The sequence below is a fragment of the Plantibacter sp. genome (assembly GCF_059073635.1).
This window is the reverse complement of sequence record NZ_JCACOF010000009.1, coordinates 278,477-300,605: the sequence shown is the minus strand read 5'-3', so window position 1 is coordinate 300,605 and position 22,129 is coordinate 278,477. Positions and strand designations below refer to the sequence as shown.

Annotated in this window: 18 protein-coding genes, 1 tRNA gene and 1 pseudogene; 4 read left to right on the top strand and 16 right to left on the bottom strand. The window is 69.8% G+C overall.

From position 1 onward, the window contains the following. Window positions 1-2: 2 nt before the first annotated feature. The 9 genes and pseudogenes from lnt to AC5JOC_RS11355 form a co-directional block, all read right to left on the bottom strand. On the bottom strand, window positions 3-1,586 hold the full coding sequence (gene lnt / locus AC5JOC_RS11395) for an apolipoprotein N-acyltransferase (RefSeq protein ID WP_494246447.1): 1,584 nt from the start codon (window positions 1,584-1,586) through the stop codon (window positions 3-5). Continuing rightward, window positions 1,583-4,004: pseudogene (locus AC5JOC_RS11390) on the bottom strand (DEAD/DEAH box helicase). Before AC5JOC_RS11390 ends, lnt begins: the two are co-directional and overlap by 4 nt. Next, complete coding sequence (gene tatC, locus AC5JOC_RS11385; RefSeq protein ID WP_071260381.1) at window positions 4,001-4,762, bottom strand: twin-arginine translocase subunit TatC; 762 nt, start codon at window positions 4,760-4,762, stop codon at window positions 4,001-4,003. Before tatC ends, AC5JOC_RS11390 begins: the two are co-directional and overlap by 4 nt. Before the next feature lie 138 nt (window positions 4,763-4,900). Further along, the gene (gene tatA, locus AC5JOC_RS11380) at window positions 4,901-5,170 is read right to left on the bottom strand and encodes a Sec-independent protein translocase subunit TatA (RefSeq protein WP_079705987.1); all 270 of its coding nucleotides are present in this window, start codon (window positions 5,168-5,170) and stop codon (window positions 4,901-4,903) included. 81 nt (window positions 5,171-5,251) lie between these two features. Continuing rightward, window positions 5,252-6,262 (bottom strand): helix-turn-helix transcriptional regulator, encoded by a 1,011-nt coding sequence (locus tag AC5JOC_RS11375; RefSeq protein ID WP_079705986.1) that lies wholly within the window; start codon window positions 6,260-6,262, stop codon window positions 5,252-5,254. Continuing rightward, a complete protein-coding gene (locus AC5JOC_RS11370) occupies window positions 6,255-7,295 on the bottom strand; it encodes a helix-turn-helix transcriptional regulator (protein ID WP_079705985.1) in 1,041 nt (346 codons plus the stop codon). Before AC5JOC_RS11370 ends, AC5JOC_RS11375 begins: the two co-directional genes overlap by 8 nt. Before the next feature lie 78 nt (window positions 7,296-7,373). Continuing rightward, the gene (locus AC5JOC_RS11365; RefSeq protein WP_124769380.1) at window positions 7,374-8,330 is read right to left on the bottom strand and encodes an FKBP-type peptidyl-prolyl cis-trans isomerase; all 957 of its coding nucleotides are present in this window, start codon (window positions 8,328-8,330) and stop codon (window positions 7,374-7,376) included. Between the two features lie 71 nt (window positions 8,331-8,401). Next, complete coding sequence (locus AC5JOC_RS11360; RefSeq protein WP_274499964.1) at window positions 8,402-9,466, bottom strand: tRNA (adenine-N1)-methyltransferase; 1,065 nt, start codon at window positions 9,464-9,466, stop codon at window positions 8,402-8,404. Further along, window positions 9,463-10,167 carry an HAD family hydrolase gene (locus tag AC5JOC_RS11355; protein ID WP_494246446.1) on the bottom strand — a complete coding sequence of 235 codons (705 nt, stop codon included), beginning with the start codon at window positions 10,165-10,167 and terminating at the stop codon, window positions 9,463-9,465. The genes AC5JOC_RS11360 and AC5JOC_RS11355 overlap by 4 nt, the downstream gene beginning before the upstream one ends. An 81-nt stretch (window positions 10,168-10,248) precedes the next feature. On the opposite strand from AC5JOC_RS11355, the gene AC5JOC_RS11350 reads away from it, so the two are divergent. Next, window positions 10,249-11,175, top strand: a complete 927-nt coding sequence (locus tag AC5JOC_RS11350; RefSeq protein WP_064296958.1) for a PAC2 family protein — start codon at window positions 10,249-10,251, stop codon at window positions 11,173-11,175. Window positions 11,176-11,221: 46 nt separating this feature from the next. Here the strand turns inward: AC5JOC_RS11350 and mshC are convergent, their stop codons facing one another. The 3 genes from mshC to AC5JOC_RS11335 form a co-directional block, all read right to left on the bottom strand. Next, on the bottom strand, window positions 11,222-12,460 hold the full coding sequence (gene mshC / locus AC5JOC_RS11345; RefSeq protein ID WP_124769378.1) for a cysteine--1-D-myo-inosityl 2-amino-2-deoxy-alpha-D-glucopyranoside ligase: 1,239 nt from the start codon (window positions 12,458-12,460) through the stop codon (window positions 11,222-11,224). After that, complete coding sequence (locus AC5JOC_RS11340) at window positions 12,457-13,281, bottom strand: undecaprenyl-diphosphate phosphatase (RefSeq protein WP_079705981.1); 825 nt, start codon at window positions 13,279-13,281, stop codon at window positions 12,457-12,459. Before AC5JOC_RS11340 ends, mshC begins: the two co-directional genes overlap by 4 nt. A gap of 114 nt (window positions 13,282-13,395) precedes the next feature. After that, window positions 13,396-14,715: a M20/M25/M40 family metallo-hydrolase gene (locus AC5JOC_RS11335; RefSeq protein WP_085510930.1), complete on the bottom strand. Its 1,320-nt coding sequence runs from the start codon at window positions 14,713-14,715 to the stop codon at window positions 13,396-13,398. Between the two features lie 176 nt (window positions 14,716-14,891). Between AC5JOC_RS11335 and AC5JOC_RS11330 the strand changes: the two genes are divergently transcribed. Continuing rightward, window positions 14,892-14,975 (top strand) — tRNA-Leu (locus tag AC5JOC_RS11330). Window positions 14,976-15,199: 224 nt separating this feature from the next. Here the strand turns inward: AC5JOC_RS11330 and AC5JOC_RS11325 are convergent. Then, entirely contained in the window at window positions 15,200-17,017 is a 1,818-nt protein-coding gene (locus AC5JOC_RS11325; protein ID WP_229938898.1) for a DEAD/DEAH box helicase, read from the bottom strand. 148 nt (window positions 17,018-17,165) lie between these two features. On the opposite strand from AC5JOC_RS11325, the gene AC5JOC_RS11320 reads away from it, so the two are divergent. After that, the gene (locus AC5JOC_RS11320) at window positions 17,166-17,975 is read left to right on the top strand and encodes an SGNH/GDSL hydrolase family protein (RefSeq protein ID WP_079705978.1); all 810 of its coding nucleotides are present in this window, start codon (window positions 17,166-17,168) and stop codon (window positions 17,973-17,975) included. 39 nt (window positions 17,976-18,014) lie between these two features. On the opposite strand, the gene AC5JOC_RS11315 is transcribed toward AC5JOC_RS11320, so the two are convergent. Continuing rightward, window positions 18,015-19,259, bottom strand: a complete 1,245-nt coding sequence (locus AC5JOC_RS11315; RefSeq protein ID WP_139382456.1) for a D-alanyl-D-alanine carboxypeptidase family protein — start codon at window positions 19,257-19,259, stop codon at window positions 18,015-18,017. A gap of 84 nt (window positions 19,260-19,343) precedes the next feature. Then, window positions 19,344-20,147: a TrmH family RNA methyltransferase gene (locus tag AC5JOC_RS11310; protein ID WP_138947103.1), complete on the bottom strand. Its 804-nt coding sequence runs from the start codon at window positions 20,145-20,147 to the stop codon at window positions 19,344-19,346. A gap of 138 nt (window positions 20,148-20,285) precedes the next feature. On the opposite strand from AC5JOC_RS11310, the gene AC5JOC_RS11305 reads away from it, so the two are divergent. Next, window positions 20,286-21,188, top strand: coding sequence for a Sir2 family NAD-dependent protein deacetylase (locus AC5JOC_RS11305; protein ID WP_085510927.1), 903 nt, complete (start codon window positions 20,286-20,288; stop codon window positions 21,186-21,188). Window positions 21,189-21,192: 4 nt separating this feature from the next. Here AC5JOC_RS11305 and AC5JOC_RS11300 read toward each other — a convergent pair whose 3' ends face one another. After that, window positions 21,193-22,095 carry an alpha/beta fold hydrolase gene (locus AC5JOC_RS11300; protein ID WP_079705975.1) on the bottom strand — a complete coding sequence of 301 codons (903 nt, stop codon included), beginning with the start codon at window positions 22,093-22,095 and terminating at the stop codon, window positions 21,193-21,195. Window positions 22,096-22,129: the final 34 nt, after the last annotated feature.

Below are 22,129 nucleotides of genomic sequence, written 5' to 3'. Positions count from 1 at the left end.
CGTCATGTCCGGGGACGGTTCGAGACGCGCCGGGGCCTGGCGGCGAACCCGGCGAGGACCAGCGAGGCGAGTCCCATGCCACCGATGAACATCTCGAGCTGGTGACCGAATGCCATCGACGGCGTGACCGTGTCCGTCAGCGGCACCTCGGAGACCATCGACCCGGGACGGAAAGCCGGGATGCTGTCGATCGTCGAGCCGTCGGGCCCGATGATCTGGCTGGTCCCCACCGTGGAGATGTTCACCACGGACCGAGCCGACTCGATCGCCCGGAGCCGTGCGATCGCCAGCTGTTGCTGGTTCTCGTCCGTCTGCCCGAAGTCCGCGTTGTTGGTCTGGGCGAACACGATCCGCGCGCCGCCCGCCACCGCGTCGCGGGTGAGCTGGTCGTCGGCGATGTCGAAGCAGATGCTGATCCCTGCGAGCACGCCGTCGATGTCGAAGACGTTGTCCTTCGTACCCGGGGTGTACTCGCGCTGGATGAGGCCGATGAGGTCGGGTGCGAACGGCTCCCAGAACTTCCGGTCCGGGACGTATTCACCGAACGGGACCGGGTGCTTCTTGTCGTAGACGTCGCGGACGCCGTCCGAGGCGTCCCAGAGGAGTGACGAGTTGTAGTAGCGGTCGCCGCGTTGGGAGATCGCACCGACGACGAACGGTGCGTCCATGCGACGGCTCAACGCGTCGAGGGCCGCAGCCGACTGGGGAACCCGCTGCGGGTCGAGGTCTGCGCTGCCCTCGGGCCAGACCACGACGTCGACGTCCGCGTCGAGCACCTGCAGCGTCTCGTCGATCTGCGTCTGCATGACGGTGCCGGGTGCTGCGGCATCGAAGTAGCCGGCGGGGCCGTTGCCCTGGATGGCAGCCACCCGCATGCTCCCGGTCGTCGCCGTCGGCCATGCCGGCACGACGAGCACCGCGATGACCGCGAGGACCGCGGTCCCGACCCGGCTGACCGTCGGGAGCTCCGCGGTCGCCGCGAGCTGCAGGGCGAGTGCCACGAGCAGCACCATGAGGAACGACAGCCCCGAGAACCCGACCCAGGCGACGAGCGGTGCGAACGGGCTCTCGGACTGGCTGAGCGCCATCCTCGCCCACGGGAATCCGCCGTAGGGCCAGGTGCTCACGAGCGTCTCGCGCGCGGTCCACAGGGCGGCGACGACCGCGGCGGTCAACCAGACGCGTCCCCCGATCCCGGGGAAGGCGCGCGGCACCCAGCGGTACGCCAGGGTGATGAGCACGGCTCCGAGCGCGAAGAAGATGGCCTCGAGCGTCGACAGTGCCGCCCACGGGACGGGACCCAGGTAGGCGGTCGCCCACTCGATGTGGATCAGGTAGAACGACTCCCCCGCCAGGAAGCCGACGAGGAGCGCACCGCCGACGCTGCGCCCCATGAGGGTGAGGAGGACGAGGGCGATGCCGACGAACGTCAGGGGCCAGACCCCGCGGTCCGGGAAGCCGGCGTCGAGGACCGGGCCGGCGGCGATGGCCACGACGGCCGCGAGCCAGAGCGGGAGCGGCGGACGACGGTCGACCAGCGCGTCGATCGGTCGGAGCCGGTCGCTCCGACGGTGCAGGGACCTCACAGCGAGCTGTACGCGACGATGCCGCGTCGGATCGAGTCCAGCGCCTCACGCGAATGACGGCCCACCGGTCCGTCGACGACGCGGAGCTGATCGAGCAGGTCGATGGTCTGCTTGCACCACCGCACGAAGTCGCCGGCGGCGAGTTCCGCCTCGATGAGCACCGTGTCGAGGTTCGCACCCTTGGCCCACTGGTGCATCGCGAGGGAGAGGCCGGTCGAGATCGGGTTGCTCCCCGGGAGGCGGTGCTCCCGTTCGCTGTCGTCGAGCCGACTCCAGAGGTCCTGCGTCCGTTCGAGCGCGGAGCGGAACGGGCCGCGGGGCAGGAAGCGCTCCGGGGTGTTCTGCTCCTCACGCCGTGGTTCGTACACGATCGCGGCGGCCATCGCCGCGAGGGATGCGGCATCGAGGTCGTTCCAGGCACCGGTTCGCAGGCATTCCGCCACGAGGAGGTCCCGTTCTCCGTAGATGCGCTTCAAGGTGCGTCCGGGAGCCGCGACGACGACCGCGCCGTGCTCGTCGCGTGCCAGGTACTCGTACTCGAGCAGGACGTCGACGACCCGGTCGAACACGCGCGCGACCGCGCCCGTCCGCGTCTGGATCTGCTGTCGCAGCTGGTCGGTCTGCTTCTTGAGCTTGAACCATCGTTCCGCCCAGCGAGCGTGGTCCTCGCGGTGCGGGCAGACGTGGCAGGCGTGAGCCCGCATCCGCTTGCGGAGTTCGGCGAGCTTGCGTTGGCGACGGTCCTTCGACGCGCGCGAGCCGTTCGGTTCGCCCTTGCGTTCGAGGTCCGTGAGCTCGCGGCGGATGCCCGCGTACTCGACGAAGTTCCCGAGGTGGCACGACCATGGACTTCTCGTAGCCGGCGAGCGACGACTCCTGCTCGCGCACCTTCCGGGCGATCCCGACGACGGCTCGGTCCGCCTGGAACTGTGCGAAGGACGACTCGAGGATCTGACGGGTGCGTTGACGGCCGAACTGGTCGATCAGGTTGACCGCCATGTTGTAGGTCGGGCGGAAGCTGGAGTTGAGCGGGTAGGTGCGTCGGGAGGCCAGCGAGGCGACGGACTGCGGGTGCAGCCCCTCGGTCCACTGGATCACGGCGTGGCCCTCGACGTCGATGCCGCGGCGTCCGGCACGCCCGGTGATCTGGGTGTACTCCCCCGGGGTGATCGGGACGCGTGCCTCACCGTTGAACTTCTCGAGCTTCTCGAGGACGACCGTCCTGGCCGGCATGTTGATGCCGAGCGCGAGGGTCTCGGTCGCGAAGACGACCTTCACGAGCTTCCGCCGGAAGAGCTCCTCGACGACCTCCTTGAACGCCGGCAGGAGACCGGCGTGGTGGGCGGCGACGCCCCGCTCCAGACCGTCGAGCCACTCCCAGTAGCCGAGGACGGCGAGGTCCTCGTCGAGCAGGGTCCGGCAGTGCTCGTCGACGATCTGGCGGATCTCGTCGCGTTCGTGCGCCTCGGTCAGCCTGATGCCGGAACGGAGGACCTGCTTGACGGCCTGGTCGCACCCGACACGGCTGAAGACGAAGAAGATCGCCGGGAGCAGGTGGTGGTCGTCGAGCATCTGGACGAAATGCCCACGGTCGAGCTTCTCGGCCCGATGCGGGGCTCGGCGCTGGTTGTAGCGGCTGATGTCCTTGTACTGACGGCTGTTCGGCGCACGGCCACCGAACTGCGCCATGCGGACGAGCTCCGGGTTGACCTGGTGGGTGTCGGCGAGGCTCGGCGCGGCGAACAGGTCGATGAGTTTGTTCCGCATCAGCACGTGCTGGGTGAGGGGCACCGGGCGCTCCTCGGACACGATCACGGCGGTGTCGCCGCGGACGGCCTGCAGCCAGTCACCGAACTCCTCGGCGTTCGACACGGTCGCGCTCAGCGACACCATCCGGACGGCCTGCGGGAGGTGGATGATGACCTCCTCCCACACCGCTCCGCGGAACCGGTCCGCCAGGTAGTGCACCTCGTCCATGATGACGAAGGCGAGATCGGTCAGCGCGTCGGAGTCCGCGTACAGCATGTTGCGGAGGACCTCGGTCGTCATGACGACGATGCGGGCGTTGCCGTTCACGTTCGTGTCGCCCGTGAGCAGGCCGACGTGCTCGGACCCGTACTCGGCGGTGAGCTCCTGGAACTTCTGGTTGCTGAGCGCCTTCATCGGCGTGGTGTAGAAGACCTTGCCGCGGTCGCCGTGCATGGCGAGGGCGATCGCGAACTCGGCGACGATGGTCTTGCCGGCCCCCGTCGGTGCTGCGACGAGGACACTGCTGCCGTTCTCGATCCGCTCGCACGCCTCGAGTTGGAACGCGTCGAGGTCGAAACGCTGCCTCGCGCGGAACTCCTGGAGCCTCGGTGTCGCGTTCCGGACCGCTGCTGCCCGATACCGCTCGGCAGGGGAAGCGGTGTCGCTCATGCGAGCCCCGCGCTACCGAGTTCGGCGTCGATGCGTCGCTGCCGCTTGGCCGCACTGCGGTCGTGGAGGACGGCGACGCCGTAGGCCGCGAAGTACAACAGGACCATCGGGATCGCCAGGACGAACATCGACACGATGTCGGCGGCGGGCGTGGCGATGGCCGTGAAGAGCACGATGACGAGGATCGCGACCCGCCACGCCTTGATGATCGCCGCTGCGGAGAGCACGCCGACGAAGTTCAACAGGACGAGGAACACGGGCAGGACGAAGGCGACACCGACCGCGAGCACCAGCTTCAGGACGAAGTCGTAATAGGTGGTGGCGTCGAGGAAGTTGGCCGCCGCCGTCGGGGTGAAGCCGAGCATGAGCTCGACGATGTGCGGCAACACGAACCAGCCCGCGTAGCAGCCCGCGAGGAACAGCGGCACGGCGGTCGCGAAGAACCCGATCGCGTACTTCAGCTCCTTGCGCGTCAGGCCGGGCACGAGGAACGCCCAGATCTGGTAGAGCCACACCGGGCTGGACAGGACGACGCCGGCGGTGAGGGCGATCTTCATCCGCAGGTCGAACGCGCTCGTGACGTTGGTGAAGTTCAGGAACGCCTGCCCGCGATCGTCGGCGATGACGAGGATGGGGGCGCTCATCGCCTCGATGATCCACTCGGAGGCGATGAAACCCGCGACCATGCCGACGATGATGCCGATGGCGGAGTAGAACAGCCGCTTCCGCAACTCGACGAGGTGCTCGCCGAGCGACATCCGCCCTTCGCGGTTCTGTTTCTTGGGACGCTTCTCGGTCAGGGCCACGGCGACATCGTCCGTTCCTGAGCAGCGTGTTCGAGGCGCACTCGTCGGGGGCCAGGTGCTGGCGTCATCGGGCTCGGGTGGTCCTCAGGGTTACGGCTTGACCGGCGGGTCGGTCGGCTTCTGCGGGGCCGTCGCGGCCGGAGTCGGGTCGGCGGGCGTCGTACTCGCGGGCGGAACCGTGCCCGTCGCGTCGGGCGAGGCGGGCTCGTCGTCGCGCATGCTCTTGACCTCGCTCTTGAAGATCCGCATCGACTGGCCGACGCTGCGGGCGAGACCCGGGAGCTTCGGTGCTCCGAACAGCAGCAGGACGATGAGGAGGATGATGACGAGGTGCCACCCGGTGAATGCGTTGCCGAACATAGTCTTCGTTCCTGATCTTCGAGGTCGAGGTCCACTCACTCTACCCTGCATCTCCCGCTCTGCTGCCGGGAGTCTCGGGAGTCAGCTCGCGGATGTCGTGCGGTACTGCGCGAGACCGGCGGCCGCCCAATCGGCGACCGCGTCGCGCGCGTCCGCCGGGCCGAGCACGGTGATGAGCCCGGGGTGTGCGGCGACCAGTCGTTTGAGGCCGTGATGGTGCGCGAGGCGTAGGGTCGCGGTCACCTCGGCGTCGCTGTCCTCGCGGGCTGCGGAGCCGCCTGGCGCGCTGTCGACGGCGACCACGTAGTCGTCGATGAGCGGCAGGACCGAGCGTCGGACGAGCACGGTGACGTTGCGGTCGGAGTCGCTCGGCTCGAACAACGCGGTCGGGACGACGACGTCCGCTTCGCGGAACACGACCTCGGCGTCGGTCTCCCGCAGCTCGGTCATCCGATCGAGACGGAAGCGACGCGTCGCCTCGCGCAGGTGGCACCACCCGTAGAGATACCAGTCCTGATCCTGGGACTCGAGACGCAGCGGGTCCACCAGTCTCGCCTCGGTCGCCCCACTCGCGTCGACGTAGTCGAACGCGACGCTGTGGCCGGCGGCCAGAGCCGACCGGATGATGCCGACCGCGTGTGCTGAGTAGGACTCGGTGACCGCGAGCTGGCCCGGTGCGGACGACGCCCCGCGGGCGAGCTTCGCCATCACGCCGCCGATGACGTCGCTGTCGACGAACTCGGGAAGGCGCTGGAGCGACTGCAGGCCGGCGATGAGGGCCGAGGCCTCGCGGGCTGAGAAGCGAGGACTGTCGTCGAGGGCGACCCGGTGGGTGAGGACGATCTCGTCGTCCTCCTCGAAGCTGCCCCAGTCGATGTCGAAGAGGTCGCCGGCGAGGTACTGCCGGGTGTCGCCCGGCACGCCGGACACCGTCAAGAGCTCGACCGCTTCTCGGATCTGGCGCGGGGACAGACCGAAGTGCCGCGCGGCCTCGTCGACCGTGACCCGCTCGCGGTCGATGAGGTACGGCACGAGCGAGAGGAGGAAGATCAGCTTGTCCTGGGCGCGGGGCGCCGCCGGTCGCTTAGCCACGGGCGGTCTCCTCGGGGTGGGGTGCGTCGTCGGTCGCGCGGTGGCGGGCGACGACCAGCTCGAGTCTGGACGCCACGGCCTCGACGAGCGCCGGAGGGTCGAGGACGACGACCTCCGGGCCGAACCCGGCGAGCTCGTCGGCGAGGATGTGGTGGTCGAGGTACGGGATGGTGAGTTCCGTGCGCTCCGTGTCGCTGACGCCGTAGCGGTTGCCGAGGCGGGCCGCGGCGTCGGTCCCGGGCCGGACACGGACGAGGGCGCGTTGCGACGAGGACACGCGGCGCAGGCCGTCGATCGCGTCGGCGGCGTGGTCGCGGTCGTCGGCGGGGAACGACTCCCCCGTCGGCTTGACCGGACCGACGATCCGCGACAGGAGGAACGTCCGGGGCTCGTCCACCGTCCGGTCGGTCGCGTAGAGGTGCCAGCGACCCTCGTGCTGGACGAGCGCCAACGGTGCGACGGTGCGGACGCGTGGCCGCGCCTCGCCGGGCTTCAGGTAGGGGAAGGCGACCACGGACCGACGTTCGAGCGCCGCGTCGAGCGGTTCGAACGAGGCCTCCCGGGTGCGGAGTCTCGGCGCGTATCCGATGATCGGTTCGTCGGGCTCGATGCCGAGCGACCGCAACTTCGTCATCGCGCGCTGCGACTGGCCGGAGAGCGACCCCTCACGCCAAACGGTGGCTGCGAGCGACAGCAGTGACAGCTCCGCCGGGGTGAACCGGACGTCGGTGGGGAGCTCGTAGGCGCCCTTCGGGATCCGATAGCGCATCGACTGGTTGTTGCCGGGTTCACCCGGCTGCTCGATCGTCTCGAGCGGGACGCCGAGTTCGCGGATGTTGTCCTTGTCGCGCTCGAACTGTCGCTCGAGGCTGGCGTTGCCGCCGCCACTCGAATACTGCTGGCGGTACCCCTGGACGGTCGACAGGATCTCGTTCTTCGTCAGGCCGGTCTGCGTGGCGAGGAGCGCGAGCACGAGGCTGAAGAGTCGCTCCTCCACCGGGACCGGCTTCGGGGACTCGCGGGCTGAGGACACCGGTCCAGTCTACCGACGGACGGCCCGTCCCCCACCCGCGACGCGGGCGTGGGACGGGCCGTATCCGAGGCGTGTCGGTTACTGCGCCGCGCGCTGCGTGCCGAGCACGTCGATGACGAACACGAGCGTGGCGCCGGCCGGGACGCTGCCCGAACCCTGCTCGCCGTAGCCGTCCTTCGGCGCCACCACGAGGATGATCTGCGAGCCGACCTGCTGGCCGACGACCGCGTCGTTGAAGGCCTTGATCATCTGACCGCCGTCGGCCTGGAAGACGAGGGGCTGGCCCTTCTCCCAGCTGCTGTCGAAGACGCTCTTCTGATCCCACAGCACGCCGGTGTAGTTGACGATGACCTGGTCGCCGGCCTTGACCGTGGCACCGTCGCCGACGCGGGACAGGGTGTGCTTCGTCTCGGTCGGTGCTGGGGCCGCCGGGATGGTGATGCCGGGCTGACCACTCGGAGCGGTCACGACGGAGGGGAACCCTGACGGGATCGGGCGCTCGGCACCGTCGGCCTTGGGCAGCGCCGCACCCTGGATGTCGGCGACGAGGATGATCGCGTCGTCCTTCTTGATGCCGTTCGCCTCGCTGCCACCGCTCGGGCCGAACGCGTCCTCGGGTGAGATCGCCGCGACGACACGGGATCCGACCGTCGTGCAGGCGAACGCCTTCGCGAAGCCGGGGAGGCTTCCGGACAGGGCGATGAGGGTGCTCGCGGGCCCGTTGAAGTCCGTCTGCTGCAGGACGTCGCCCGTGCGTCCGTTGAGGAGCATCAGGTTGAGGTTGACGGTGCCGTCGGCCGAGACCTGCTGACCGTCGCCCTGGATCACGACCTGGCGCTCCGTCGTCTTCGTGTACAGCGGCTTCGGGAGCTCCACCTTCGGGGTGGCGCCGAAGTCACCCGACACGCTGATGAGCTTCGTCGCGTCGCCGGCGGACGCCGCGGTGTCGCACGAGGCCGAGCCCGGCGCGGTGCACCCGGTGAGGGAGACGAGCAGGAGGCCTGCTGCGGCGATGAGAGCTGGTGCAGTGCGCACGGATCCTCGTTTCGGTGGTACGGGTGGGACGGCAGGTCGCCGTCGCACAGTTTAGTCGACGTGAACCGGGGTCAACGATCGTCGCCGAGCGGCGGCTCAGCGGCGGACGGTTCGATCGACTCGTCGGGCCCCGCACTCTCGCCGTCGAGGCCCCGCGCCCGGGAGAGCTCGGCGCTCGCCCCGGCGCTCCTGGCACGCTTCCGCAGGATCTTCGCGCTCGCGGAGCGTTCCCCGAGGGCGCCCGGTGTCCACAGCTCGACGTCCTCGGCGCTGAAGTCGCTCTTCGAGGCGCGTCGCTTCAGCTCGGGCAGGACCGTGCCGGGTGCGAGCTTCCGCGCGGTGATGAGGAAGCCCGTGTGTCCGATCATCCGGTGGTCCGGTCGCACGGCGAGTCCCTCGACGTGCCACCCGCGCATCATCGTCTCGTTCGACTGCGGGTTCGTGAAGCCGCCCGTCCCGCGGATCGCCTCGGCGACCCGGGACAGCTGGGTGACGGTGGCGACGTAGCAGAGGATCACTCCACCGGGCTTCAGCGCCTCCCACGCGACGTCGAGGCACTCCCACGGTGCGAGCATGTCGAGCACCACGCGGTCGACGGATTCGGCGGGCATCGTGTCGGGCAGGGTCTCCTGGAGGTCGCCGACCGTGACCGACCAGTTCTGCGGGTCGTAGCCGAAGAAGGTCGCGACGTTGCCGCGGGCGACGTCGGCGAACTCGTCCCGACGCTCGAAGGAGGCCAACCTGCCCGACGGTCCGATGGCCCGGAGGAGCCAGAGGGAGAGCGCGCCGGAACCGACACCGGCCTCGACGACCGTCGCGCCGGGGAAGATGTCCGCCTGGCCGATGATCTCGGCCGCGTCCTTCGGGTAGATGATGGCGGCACCGCGAGGCATCGACATCACGAAGTCGACCAGCAGCGGCCGGAGCGCGAGGTGCTCGATGCCCTCGGTGTTGGCGACGACGCTGCCGTCCGGCAGGCCGATGATCGTGGTGTGCTCGATCATCCCGCGGTGCGTGTGGAAGACCTTGCCGGCCTCCAGCGTGATGGTGTTCTTCCGCCCCTTCGGTCCGGTCAGCTGGACGCGGTCGCCCTCGCGGAAGGGGCCGCTGTTCGCCGGCTGGTGGTTCGCGCTCATCGCTGTGCTGCCTCTGTCTCGGGGTGGTGGGTGGAGCCGCTCGCGGTCGAGCGCAGCTCGGCGAGGTCGGCGACGGAGCGCCCGGCGAGGGTGTCCCAGGTGGTGTGGTGCGGGCCCTCGGGGATCGGCACGATGTGCGGGACCGACACGGCGATGGTCCCAGCCGCGAGCGCGGACGCGAGACCGGTGGCGGAGTCCTCGATCGCGATGCACTCGCGCGGGTCGACGCCGAGTGCCTCGGCGGCCCTGAGGTAGGGGTCCGGATGGGGCTTGGGCTGCTCGACCTCGTCGCCGGCGACGATGAGGTCGAACGCGTCGAACGGGATGCCGCTCGCGATGTCCTCGGCCATGGACCGGATCGACATGGTGACGAGCGCGGTCGGCACGCCGGCCTCCCGGAGCTCGCGGAGCAGCTCCTGGGCGCCGGGACGGAACGGGACGCCGCGTTCCTGGATGAGGCGCCGGACGTGGTCCGTGAGGTGGGCGACGATCGTGTCCGCGTCCAGCGCGACGCCGCGGCCCTGGAGGACGGCGGCGGAGTCCCAGAGGCCGTTCCCGACGAGCAGGAGGCCGTCCTCATGGGTCCAGGTGCCACCGTGGGCCGCGACCAGCTCGGTCTCGGCCTCCATCCAGTAGGGCTCGGTGTCGACGACGGTGCCGTCCATGTCCCAGAGGACTGCGGCAGGGAGGAGAGTGGTCACGGGGTGCCATGCTACCGGGTGGTGAAGCGCCTATCCTGGATGGATGGTCGCGGAAGGTCCCCGTGCACCGAGGAGTGAGACGTGACGGAAGACACCAAGGAGCCGCTGGGCGGTCGCCTGCTCGTCGTGGCGTTCGAGGGTTGGAACGATGCCGGCGAGGCGGCGAGCGGCGCGGTGCGCGTGCTTCGCGACTCGCTCGCCCTCCGCCCGCTGCTCGAGATCGACCCGGAGCCCTACTACGACTACCAGTTCAACCGGCCGACGGTCGGCGTCGACGAGGACGGCAAACGGTCCCTGACCTGGCCCGGTACCACGATCTCGGGGCCCGACCCCGAAGCGGCGAAGCCCGCGACCCCTCTGGCGGAGGACGCCGCGCTCCGGGTCAGCGAGGGCGGCGGCGACAACGTCTACGTGTTGCTCGGCGCCGAGCCCTCCCGCGGCTGGAAGGCGTTCGTCGACGAGATCCTCGCCGTGATCACCGAGCAGCGCATCACCGGCATGGTGATGCTCGGTGCGATGCTCGCCGACGTCCCGCACACGCGACCCATCTCGGTCTTCGCGTCGAGCGAGAACGCGGAGCTGCGGCAGGCCCTGCAGCTCGAGCGCAGCACGTACGAAGGGCCGGTCGGCATCCTCAGCGTGCTGGCCGACGCCGCCGAGCGGCAGGGCGTCCAGAGTCTGTCGGTCTGGGCCTCGGTCCCCCACTACGTGCACAGCGCGCCCTCCCCGAAAGCCGTCCTGGCGCTGATCGACAAGCTCGAGGAGCTCATCGACGTCGTCATCCCCCGCGGAGCCCTCGTCGAGGAGTCCGGCGAGTGGCAGAGCGGGATCGACACGCTCGCCGCCGAAGACGAGGACATGGCCGCCTACATCCAGCAGCTGGAGCAGGCGCGCGACACCGTCGAGTCGCCCGAGGCGAGCGGCGAGGCCATCGCCAAGGAGTTCGAGCGGTACCTCCGTCGGGACGAGGGCAAGGGCGACGAGCCCTGGCGGAAGGACCGCGAGTAACCCGGTCCCTTCGCAGTCGCGCGACTCCGGTGAGCCGCCGTCCTGCTCAGCGCACGCCGAGGAGCGCGTCGACGGCCGACCGCGCGAGGTCGGCGTCGTCGACGCCGGTCGTCGCTGCGGCGTCGACGAGTGCGATGGCACCCGGGGTGTCGAGGTCGTCCGCCAGTCGGACCCGCATCGCCTGCAGCAGCTCGACGGCGGACGCTCCACTCGCGGCGTCCGTCGCGAAGGCCGAACGCCAGGTCCCGAGCCGACGATCGGCCAGGACGAGGTGCTCGTCGTGCCACTCCCAGTCGCTGCGGTAGTGGTTCGCGAGGATCGCGAGTCGGATGGCCGAGGGGTCTGCTCCGTCGGCGGCCAAGCGTGAGACGAGGACGAGGTTGCCGAGGGACTTCGACATCTTCGTGCCCTCGTAGGCGACCATGCCGGCGTGGCTGAACACCTTGGCGAGCGGGCGACCGGACAGCGCTGCGGCGTGCCCGGCACTCAGGTCGTGGTGCGGGAAGACGAGGTCGGAGCCGCCACCCTGGACCGTGAAGTCGGATCCGAGGTGCTGGAGGGCGATGACCGAGCACTCGATGTGCCAACCGGGGCGTCCTTGGCCGACGGGTGACTCCCAGCTCGGCTCGCCGTCGCGCGCCGCCCGCCAGAGCAGTGGATCGAAGGCGTCGCGTTTCCCGGCGCGGTCGGGGTCTCCCCCGCGCTCGGCGAAGAACGCGGCCATCGTCGCCTCGTCGAGCCCGCTCTCCGCACCGAGGTGCCAGACGTCGTCGGCCGCGGCGCGCACGTCGAAGTAGACGTCGTCTCCGGCGGCACTGTCCGGGGTGGCGACCGTGTAGGCGACACCGCGCTCGATGAGTAGCGCGACGGCGTCGGCGATCGGTCCGATGACCTCGGTGACCGCGACGTAGTCCTCGGGGGGAAGGATGCTGAGGCGTTCCATGTCGCTCCGGAAGAGTTCGACCTGGCTCGCTGCGAGTTCGACCCAGTCGACGCCGGTCGCGGTGGCCCGCTCGAGCAGCGGGTCGTCCACATCGGTGACGTTCTGGGCGTAGTGCACCTCGTAGCCGGCGTCCAGCCAGACGCGCTGCAGGGTGTCGTAGGCGAGGTAGCTCGACGCGTGGCCGAGGTGGGTCGCGTCGTACGGCGTGATGCCGCAGACGTACAACCGCGCCGTGCGTTCGGCGGAGGCCTCGATGAGCCCGGCGCTCGGGGTGTCCCAGAGACACGGGGCCGTGCCGGAGCCGGGCAGCTGCGGGACGACCGGGGCGGACCAGGCCCTCACGCGTTGATCACGCCCGTGCCGAGCAGCACCAGCAGGACGACGCCGAGCACGATGCGGTAGACGACGAAGGGCAGGAAGCTGCGCTTCGAGATGTAGCTCATGAAGAAGGCGATGACCGCGAGGCCGACGACGAACGCGATGACCGTGGCCACGAGCGTCTCGACCGGTCCGTACGGGCTCGGCTCGCCGATGCTCTTGAAGACCTGGTAGAAGCCGCTGCCGAACACCGCGGGGATCGCGAGCAGGAAGGCGTACCGCGCCGCAGCACGGCGCTCGTAGCCCATGAACAGCCCCGCCGTGATCGTGCCGCCGGAGCGGGAGACACCGGGGATGAGGGCGAGGGCCTGGGCGCCTCCGAAGATCGCGCCGTCGCGGTAGGTCAGGCTCTTCAGGCGTCGCTTCTTCGCTCCGACGGCGTCGGCGACACCGAGCAGGATGCCGAACACGATGAGCATGATCGCGACGATCCACAGTGAGCGGAAGGTCGTCTCGATCTCGTCCTGGAACAACAGGCCGAGCACGACGATGGGGACGCTGCCGATGATGATCAGCCACCCCATGCGGGCGTCGGCGTCATCCCTCGGGATCTTGCCGACGAGGGCCTTGCACCAGGAGGAGATGATGCGGACGATGTCGCGCCAGAAGAACACCACGACGGCGGCCTCGGTACCGATCTGGGTGATCGCGGTGAACGCCGCGCCAGGGTCCTTCGCCCCCGGGAGGAACTCGCCGAGGATGCGCAGGTGTGCGCTCGACGAGATCGGCAGGAACTCGGTGAGTCCCTGGACGAGTCCGAGGATGATGGCGTTGATGAGGTCCACAGGGCACCTTTCTGCAGCCGGATGGCTGGTGTTCGGCCGGATCCGGCAGTCGTCGGCGGGGCGGCTCCTGGAGCGTCTCGCGGCTCGGAGGGCGCGGAGACGGACCGTGGGAAGTCAGTAGTCGAGGAGGAGGTCCGTGAGGACCTGCTTGCCAAACCCTAGCGCGTCGAGCGGCACGCGCTCGTCGACTCCGTGGAACATCGCGGGGAAGTCCAGGTGTTCCGGCAGGCGCAGCGGAGCGAAGCCGTACCCGGTGATGCCGAGGAGCGAGAGCGCCTTGTTGTCGGTACCGCCGGAGAGCATGTACGGGAGCACCGGGGCGCCGGGGTCATGGCGCCCGAGGGTCTCGACGACCGCGTCGACGAGCGGACCCGAGAACGGTGTCTCGAGGCCGATGTCGCGGTGCATGACGACGATCTCGATGTCCTCACCGACGATCTCCGCGACGCGCGCGAGCACGGCGTCCTCCTCGCCGGGCAGGGTGCGGATGTCGACGAGCGCCTCGGCGCGATCGGGGATCACGTTGTGCTTGTATCCGGCCTGCAGCAGGGTCGGGTTGCTCGTCGTGCGGAGCGAGGCCTGGATGAAGCCGGAGGCGGTACCCGTCGCGAGGGCGAGCTCGTCCGGGCCGAGCCGTTCGGGCGTGGTCCCGAGGATGGTGGCGATCTCCCGGAGCAGCTGCTCGGTGGTGTCGGTGAGTCGGACGGGCCACTCGGTGCGTCCGATGGCCGCGACCGCTTCCGCGAGGCGGGTGACGGCGTTGTCCTGCACGTAGCGGGATCCGTGGGCCGCTCGTCCGGTCGCGACCAGTTTGATCCAGACGAGGGCCTTCTCCGAGGTCTGGAGGAGGTAGGAGCGGCGTCCGCCGAACGTGATCGAGTACCCGCCGACCTCGCTGATCGCCTCGGTCGCGCCGGCGAAGAGCTCCGGTCGTTCCGTCACGAGGTGGTGCGAGCCGAACACGCCGCCGTTCTCCTCGTCCGAGAACATCGCGATCACGAGGTCGCGTTCCGGCCGACGGCCGCTGCCGAGGATCTCGCGGAGCGACGCGAGGATCATCGCGTCCATGTTCTTCATGTCGACGGCCCCGCGTCCCCACAGCAGGCCGTCCTTGATCTCGCCCCCGAAGGGGTCCACCGACCAGTTCGCAGGATCGGCGGGCACCACGTCGAGGTGCCCGTGCACGACGAGCGCCGGCTTCTCGGGGTTCGCACCGGCGACCCGTGCGACCACGCTGGTCCGGCCCGGAGCGGCGTCGATCAGCTCCGGCTCCAGTCCGAGGTCGCGGAGGTACGCCTCGACGTACTCGGCCGCCTCCGTCTCGCCGTTGGAGCGGCCCTCGCCGTAATTCGTCGTGTCCATGCGGATGAGGTCCCGCGCGATCCGCGTGGTCTCGTCGAGCGTGAGGTCGGATGCGTCTGAGCCGGAGGTCATGGTTCCACGCTACCCGTCGGCCCTGACCGCTGCACCTCTCCCCCGTTCTGCTCGGTCGGCGCACGGCCGGAGGGCGTCGGGAACTTCGTCTGGCGGTACGAGGTGGTGAACGGCTGTCGAAATCCGTGCTAGAGTTTCTTCTCGTGCCCAGCGAAAGCCGGACACGATCACAACACGCGCGGGTGGCGGAAATGGCAGACGCGCTAGCTTGAGGTGCTAGTGCCCTTACGGGCGTGGGGGTTCAAGTCCCCCTTCGCGCACACCGTGTTGAGACGGCGAACGGCCGGAGCGAAAGCTCCGGCCGTTCTTGTTTTCCCGCCGGACTCCACGAGACGCGGACACCCGAGATCGTCTTCGGCCAGAGCGAGAACCGGCGCACCTCCCCCGGTCCCTGAGCCTGCACCGCCGGTCCCTGAGCCTGTCGAAGGGCAGCTCCGGCGGGCCGACCGCGAAGCAGGAGCACGCGTGCGGAGAAGCGCTGTCCTCAGTGCCCGTGACCCAGGCGACGCCGGAGCAGGTCGATGCGTGACTGCAGCTGCGTCACGCTCGCCTGTGCCACGGCGGGCCCGCCGCAGACGCGTCGCAGTTCCGCGTGCACGAGTCCGTGCGGCTCCTTCGTGTGCTTGGCGTAAAGGCCCACCAGGGTGTTGAGCACCTGGCGCTGCTCCTTGAGGGTGCGGTAGAGCGGAGCGGGGATGTCCGCCTGCGGACTCGGCGAGGCGGCGTTCTTGTCGACGAACGCCCCGCGCTTGGCCTGGCGGCTCTGGCGCTGCACGAGCAGTTCGTGCACCTGTTCAGGCTCGAGGAGCCCGGGGAACCCGATGAAGTCGAACTCCTCCTCGGTGCCCGGCTGGGCGAGCTCGCCGAACTCGTCGCCGTCGAACACCACCCGGTCGAAGTGCGCGTCCGAGGAGACGGCCTGCCAGGTGAACTCCTCGAGGAGTGAGTCGGAAGCCTTGTCCTCGCGCTCCGCGGCCGCCATCATCGCGTCCTCCGGGTTGAAGAGGTCGCCCTCCGCGTCCGGGTCGCTCGGGCGGTCGAGTGCGTGGTCGCGTTCGAGCTCGAGTTTCTCAGCGAGGGCCATCAGGTTCGGCACGTTCGGGAGGAAGATGCTCGCGATCTCGCCGCGTCGACGTGCCCGGACGAATCGCCCGATCGCCTGCGCGAAGAACAGCGGCGTGGCGGACGACGTCGCGTAGACGCCGACGGCGAGTCGTGGGACGTCCACGCCTTCCGACACCATGCGGACCGCGACCATCCAGCGCTTGGTGTTCCCCGAGAAGTCGGCGATCCGATCGCTGGCCTCCTTCTCATCGGAGAGGACGACCGTGGGCTGCTCCCCCGTCAGCTCGTGCAAGATGGCCGCGTAGGCTCGCGCGGTCGTCTGATCGGTGGCGATCACGAGTCCGCCGGCGTCCGGGACCGCTTGACGGACCTCGGACAGCCGGAGGTCGGCGGACTTCAGGACCGCCGGGATCCAGTCACCCTGCGGGTCGAGGGCGGTGCGCCAGGCCGCGGAGGTGATGTCCTTCGTGTTGCCCTCGCCGAGACGGGCCTCCATCTCGTCGCCGGCCTTGGTCCGCCAGCGCATGTGACCGGCGTAGACCATGAAGAGCACCGGACGGACGACCCCGTCCTGGAGCGCGCGACCGTACCCGTAGTTGTAGTCGGTGACGGAGGTCCGGATGCCCTGGTGGTCCGGCTGGTAGACCACGAACGGGATCGGTGCCGTGTCGGACCGGAACGGGGTCCCGGTCAGCGACAGGCGACGGGTCGCCCGCGAGAAGGCCTCGTGGATGCCGTCGCCCCAGCTCAGGGCGTCGCCGCCGTGGTGGACCTCGTCGAGGATGACGAGGGTGCGACCCGAGTCGGTCGTGCGCTGATGCACGGGCGGGTTCGCCGCGACCTGGGCGTAGGTGACGGCGACACCGTGGTAGTGGCGGCCGAAGACCTGGTCGCGGTTCGCGAAGTTCGGGTCGAGGCGGATGCCGACCCGGCTCGCGGCCTCGGCCCACTGGCGCTTCAGATGATCGGTCGGGGCGACGACCGTGATGCGGTCGATCGTGCCGCGATGGAGGAGTTCGGAGGCGAGCCGTAGCGCGAACGTCGTCTTGCCTGCGCCCGGTGTCGCCGCCGCGAGGAAGTCACGGGGTTCGGTCGTGAAGTACTGCTCGAGCGCCTCGGCCTGCCAGGCTCGAAGCTTGCTCGCCGTGCCCCACGCTGCGCGTTCCGGGAAGGCCGGTGAGAGGTGTTCGGCTGCGGACCCGCCCAGGTGCTGGGTCGAAGAGATTTCCGCGTTCACTGGAGACCACTGTACCCGGCCGCACCGACACCGCCGACCATCGTGTGCGGCCTCGACACCCATCCCGATGTCCGACTCGCGACTGATCCGCCAGCCGAGGGGCGGGCGTACGCTGGAGGTTCCGGATGCACAGCAGGAGGAACCACCCATGACCGAACAGCACCATCCCTGGTCGCGGTACGTCGCCATCGGCGACTCGTTCACCGAGGGGATCGGTGATCCCGAGCCGGGCGCGCCGGGCGGGCACCGTGGGTGGGCCGATCGGGTCGCCGAGGTGCTGGCCGCGCAGAACTCGGACTTCGCCTACGCCAACCTCGCCGTGCGCGGCAAGCTCGCGCAGCAGATCCTCGACGACCAGGTGGAGCCCGCCCTGGAGCTGCACCCGGACCTCATCACGATCTCGGCGGGCGGCAACGACGTGATCCGGCCCGGCACCGACCCCGACGACATCGCCAGACGACTCGAGCAGGCGATCATCCGCCTCCGGAGCGACGGAGCGACGGTCGTGCTGTTCACCGGCGTGGACGTCGGCTTCTCTCCCGTCTTCCGCAGCATCCGCGGCAAGGTCGCGATCTACAACGAGAACCTGCGGGCCATCGCCGCCCGACACGACTGCATCATCGCCGACCAGTGGGCACTCCAGGCCATCCAGGATCCGCGGATGTGGGCGCCGGACCGCCTGCACCTGAACGCGCTCGGCCACCATGAGGTCGCCCGCCTCGTCCTGCACGCGCTGAACGTGGAGAACGACCTCAAGCCGCTGCAGCCGGAGCCGCTCCCCGTCAGGCGTTGGCGTCAGGCCCGGACCGAGGACTTCGCCTGGGCGCGTGAGTACCTCGTGCCGTGGGTGCTCCGTCGGGTGCGGCACCAGTCGTCCGGCGACCACATCACCGCCAAGCGACCGCTCGCCGGCCCGTTCCTCACGGTCGCAGCGCAGGACCAGGAACTCGACGTCTGACCGTCCGGCCGATCACCCGGGCTCCGGCGTCTGCTGCGGTCACGGGTTGGTCAGGCGCCACCAGGGCGTGACCGGGGCGACGTCCGCGTCGAGGGCCAGCGGGACGTCGATCGTCGCCGCACCACCCTCCGCGCCCGCTCCCACGGTGTAGCTGAGCTTCCCGACCGTCGAACCGGCGGCACCGGCGTCGATGGCTCTGGCGCGGCTCTCGACCGTGATCGGGGTGTCCTGCCAGACGAGCACGGAGGCGTCGGACGCCACGACGACCTTCGCGGCCTGATCCCATGCGGTCGAGTACGAGCCGACCGATTGCCCGGCGGTGGCGAGCTGGACCTGGTGGAATCCGGCCGGCACGCTCTGCAACAGGGAGACCACGGCCTCGTTGAGCACGGTGTGGTCGTCGGCACCGAGGATGACGCCGACGACGGTCACCGTCCGCCCCTCCACCTGGAGGTCGGCGGAGAACAGCAGGCAGGCGCCGGAGGCGTCGTCGGTCCCCGTCTTCATGCCGGTCACCCCGTACTGGCCGAGGAGGGCGTTCGTGTTCTCGACCTCGCCGATGGCGGGCAGCACCGCCGTGGGCTCCTTGACGATCGACGAGAGCACCGGGTCGGCGAGCACGAGCTTGCCGATGGTCACGAGGTCGCTCGGGGTGCTGACGTTCGTCTCGCCCAGGCCGCTCGTGTTCGTGACGGTCGTGCCCGTCAGCCCACGTGCATCGAGCCAGGCGCGCGCCGCGTCGAGGTACGCGTCGACCGAACCGAAGGCCCAGACGGCGAGGGAGATGCTGTAGTTGTTCGCCGACGGGAGGAGCAGTGCTTCGAGCATCTGCCGCTGGGTGAACACCGACCCGGCGACGACGGGTGCCGCTGAACCGTTCTCCGCGATGGTGTCGTAGTAGAACCCGACGTCGGCGTCGGTCAGCGTGATGGACGGGCCCTGATCCCCCGCGGCGAGCGGCTTGGCCTCCAGCACGACGAGGGAGGTGATCGTCTTCGTGATGCTCGCGATGGGGAACGGCGTCTGCTCGCCACTCGAACTCAGGACGCCGTCGAACCCGACGGCACCGATGGCGCCCCGACCGAACCCTGGCCAGGCGACCGGTGTGGTCTGCTGGACGAGCGAGGTGGTGAGGGCGTCGCTGGATTCGAGCATCGCAGCCGCGGCCGGCACCGGACGGAGCAGCGCGCCAGCGCTGTAGCCGAACAGCCCGATGAGGAGGGCGAGGACGCCGAAGACGGCGAGACGGCGGCGGCGGTAGATCTGTCGTCTCGTGAGTGGCACCCGGTCATGCTACCCGGCGCTCCTGCGCGTACCCTGTCGCGACGTGCCGCCGACCGGGCGTCCTCGAGCAGCGTGGGACCGTGGTCAGCGGACCCGGAGCTCCCAGAGGGCGACGGCACTGGCCGACGCGACGTTCAGCGAGTCGACGCCGTGGAGCATCGGGATGGTCACGATCGTGTCGGCGGCGGCGAGGGCCGAGGCGCTCAGACCGTCGCCCTCGGCGCCGAGCACGATGGCGAGCCGTTCCGGCGCGGTCCGAGCATAGGTGTCGAGGTCCACGGCGTCGTCGGCCAAGGCGAGGGCGGCCGTCTCGAAGCCGGCATCCCGCAGGACGCCGGAAGCGACGTCCCATTCCGGCAGGCGGGTCCACGGCACCTGCAGGACCGTGCCCATGCTGACGCGGACGCTTCGACGGTACAGCGGGTCGGCGCAGCGCGGGGTGATCAGGACCGCGTCGGCACCGAGGCCGGCGACGGAGCGGAAGATGGCGCCGACGTTGGTGTGGTCGACGATGTCCTCGAGGATGACCACCCGGCGGGCGTCGGCGAGGAGTTCGGCGGGGTCGGCGAGCGGTGGGCGGTGCATCGCCGCGAGCGCTCCCCGGTGCAGGTGGAAGCCCGTCAGCTGCTCGAGGAGTGCGGGCTCGCCGACGAAGACCGGGACGTCGTGGTCCTCGAGGAGTGGCGAGACGTCCTCGAGCCACTTCTCCTGCAGCAGGACCGATCGCGGTCGGTGCCCGGCGCGCAGCGCACGTTCCATGACCTTCGTCGACTCGGCGATGTACAGGCCACCCGCGGGTTCGGACACCCGGCGGAGGGCGACGTCCGTCAGTCGCGCGTAGTCGTCGAGTCGTCCGTCGTCGAGATCGGTGATCCGGATGACCTGCATGGGAGACGTCCTCTCGACGCGATGTTCGACCTCCACCTTGCCAGAGTGGGAACACGATCGAAAACGAGGCCGTTTAGACTCAGGGGAAGCGATGGCCCGGAGCACTCCGATCATCGCGGACGGATGGACGGAGCAGGCATGAGCACGCTGATCGCAGCAGGGGATCCCGCTGACGAGACGGCCGAGGCCGGGCTCGAACGGGCGATCGAGCTGCTCGCGGACCGCCGTGTCGCCTTCCTCACCGGGGCCGGCGTGAGCACGGACTCCGGCATCCCCGACTACCGGGGCCAGGGCGCTCCGGTGCGGACCCCCATGACGGTCGACCAGTTCCTGTCCAACGACGACGCCGCGCGCAAACGCTACTGGGCCGGCAGCCACCTCGGGTGGAAGCGGTTCGACGGCGCTCGCCCGAACGCCGGCCACCGGGCGATCGCGCTCCTCGAGGAGGCCGGCATCGCCGACGGCGTCATCACGCAGAACGTCGACGGCCTCCACGTCAGGGCCGGCTCGCGCCGCGTCGTCGACCTGCACGGGTCGATGGACCGCGTCAGCTGTCTCTCCTGCGGGCAGAGTTACGCCAGGTCGAGCATCGCGGAGCGCATGACGGCCCTGAACCCGTGGCTCGACACCGAGACGGACGTGACGATCAACCCGGACGGCGATGCCGAGGTCGGGCGCGTGGACGAGATCGTCGTCCCCGTGTGCACGGTCTGCGGTGGCATGTTGAAGCCGGACGTGGTCTTCTTCGGCGAGTTCATCCCGACGGAGAAGTACGCCGAGGCGGCAGCACTCGTGCGCGGCGCCGACGCACTCGTGATCGCCGGGTCGTCGCTCGTGGTCAACTCGGGGATCCGGCTCCTCGAACTCGCCCGCCGGAAGCGGTTGCCGATCGTCGTCATCAACCGCGGCGTCACGAAGGCGGACGGCCGCGCGGACGTGAAGCTCGACGCTGGTGCCAGTGAGACGCTCACCGGGATCGCCGCCCGCCTGGTCCCGTCCGCATTCACGAGCGTCGTCTCGCAGGAGGCGACCGACGCCTGACGCCTCAGGCGTCGGTGCGGTCGTCCGCGAGGAACGCGGTGAGGCGCTGCGCCGCGTCGTGCGGCTCCTCGTAGTGGATGAGGTGTCCGACGCCCGGGATGACGTGCAGCTGCGCGTCGGCGAACCGCTTCGCGAGCGCGTACTGCGCGGCCACGGGCGTGATGTCGTCACGCTCGGCGGCGATGAGCAGCGTGCGGCTGGGGATCCGGTCGGCGTACTCGCTGACGTCGTGGCTGACCGAGGCGGTGAACGACTCGAGGACGACCTCCCGGTCGGCGAAGGCGCTGAAGTACTGGTCGTGCTGGGCGTGGATCCACCGACGGAGCGTCGGGTCCTTGGTCTTCGACATCGCGACGCTCATGATGCGCACGACGCCCTTGTTCCGGAGGAAGGCGAATCCCAGGCGTTTCGGGAGCTTCGCGGACGACCAGTAGTAGAAGACCGCGAGCCTCGTCAGGACACCTCGAGGGCCCTGGAGCGCCGGGGCGGCGATCGGGTTCACGAGGACGAGGTCGTCCGGTCGGAGTCCCCCGGCGACGGCGGCGCTCGACACGATCGAGCCGAACGAGTGCCCGAGCAGGACGACACGGCCGGTCAGGTGCAGCTCCTCGATGAACCGTCCCAGCCAGGCGGCGTACCCCTCCACGGAGTGGGTGGCCTCGGGGAAGGGTGCCGAGCTGCCGAAGCCGGGGAGGTCCGGAGCGATGATCCGGAACCCGGAGAGCTGCGCGACGACCGGTTCGAGGCCGTGGTGGTCGCCGCGGAACCCGTGCACCATGACGATCGTCGTCGACGCCTCGTGGTCGCCGTAGTCCCAGAACCGGGTCTCGGCTCCGTCCACGATGAGCGAGCGCTCCCGGACGGGGATGCGGTCGAGCTGGTCGGCGTACGGTGATTCGACGGGCATCCACTCAGTCTAGGCAGTCCGGCTCCGCGTTCAC

Coding starts and splice junctions, on each gene's coding strand:
- AC5JOC_RS11335 (WP_085510930.1), bottom strand. CDS start 14,715: ATGACCTCCGGCTCAGACGCATCCGACCTCACGCTCGACGAGACCACG.
- AC5JOC_RS11310 (WP_138947103.1), bottom strand. CDS start 20,147: ATGCAGGTCATCCGGATCACCGATCTCGACGACGGACGACTCGACGAC.
- AC5JOC_RS11360 (WP_274499964.1), bottom strand. CDS start 9,466: ATGAGCGCGAACCACCAGCCGGCGAACAGCGGCCCCTTCCGCGAGGGC.
- AC5JOC_RS11320 (WP_079705978.1), top strand. CDS start 17,166: ATGACCGAACAGCACCATCCCTGGTCGCGGTACGTCGCCATCGGCGAC.
- tatA (WP_079705987.1), bottom strand. CDS start 5,170: ATGTTCGGCAACGCATTCACCGGGTGGCACCTCGTCATCATCCTCCTC.
- tatC (WP_071260381.1), bottom strand. CDS start 4,762: ATGTCGCTCGGCGAGCACCTCGTCGAGTTGCGGAAGCGGCTGTTCTAC.
- AC5JOC_RS11305 (WP_085510927.1), top strand. CDS start 20,286: ATGAGCACGCTGATCGCAGCAGGGGATCCCGCTGACGAGACGGCCGAG.
- AC5JOC_RS11300 (WP_079705975.1), bottom strand. CDS start 22,095: ATGCCCGTCGAATCACCGTACGCCGACCAGCTCGACCGCATCCCCGTC.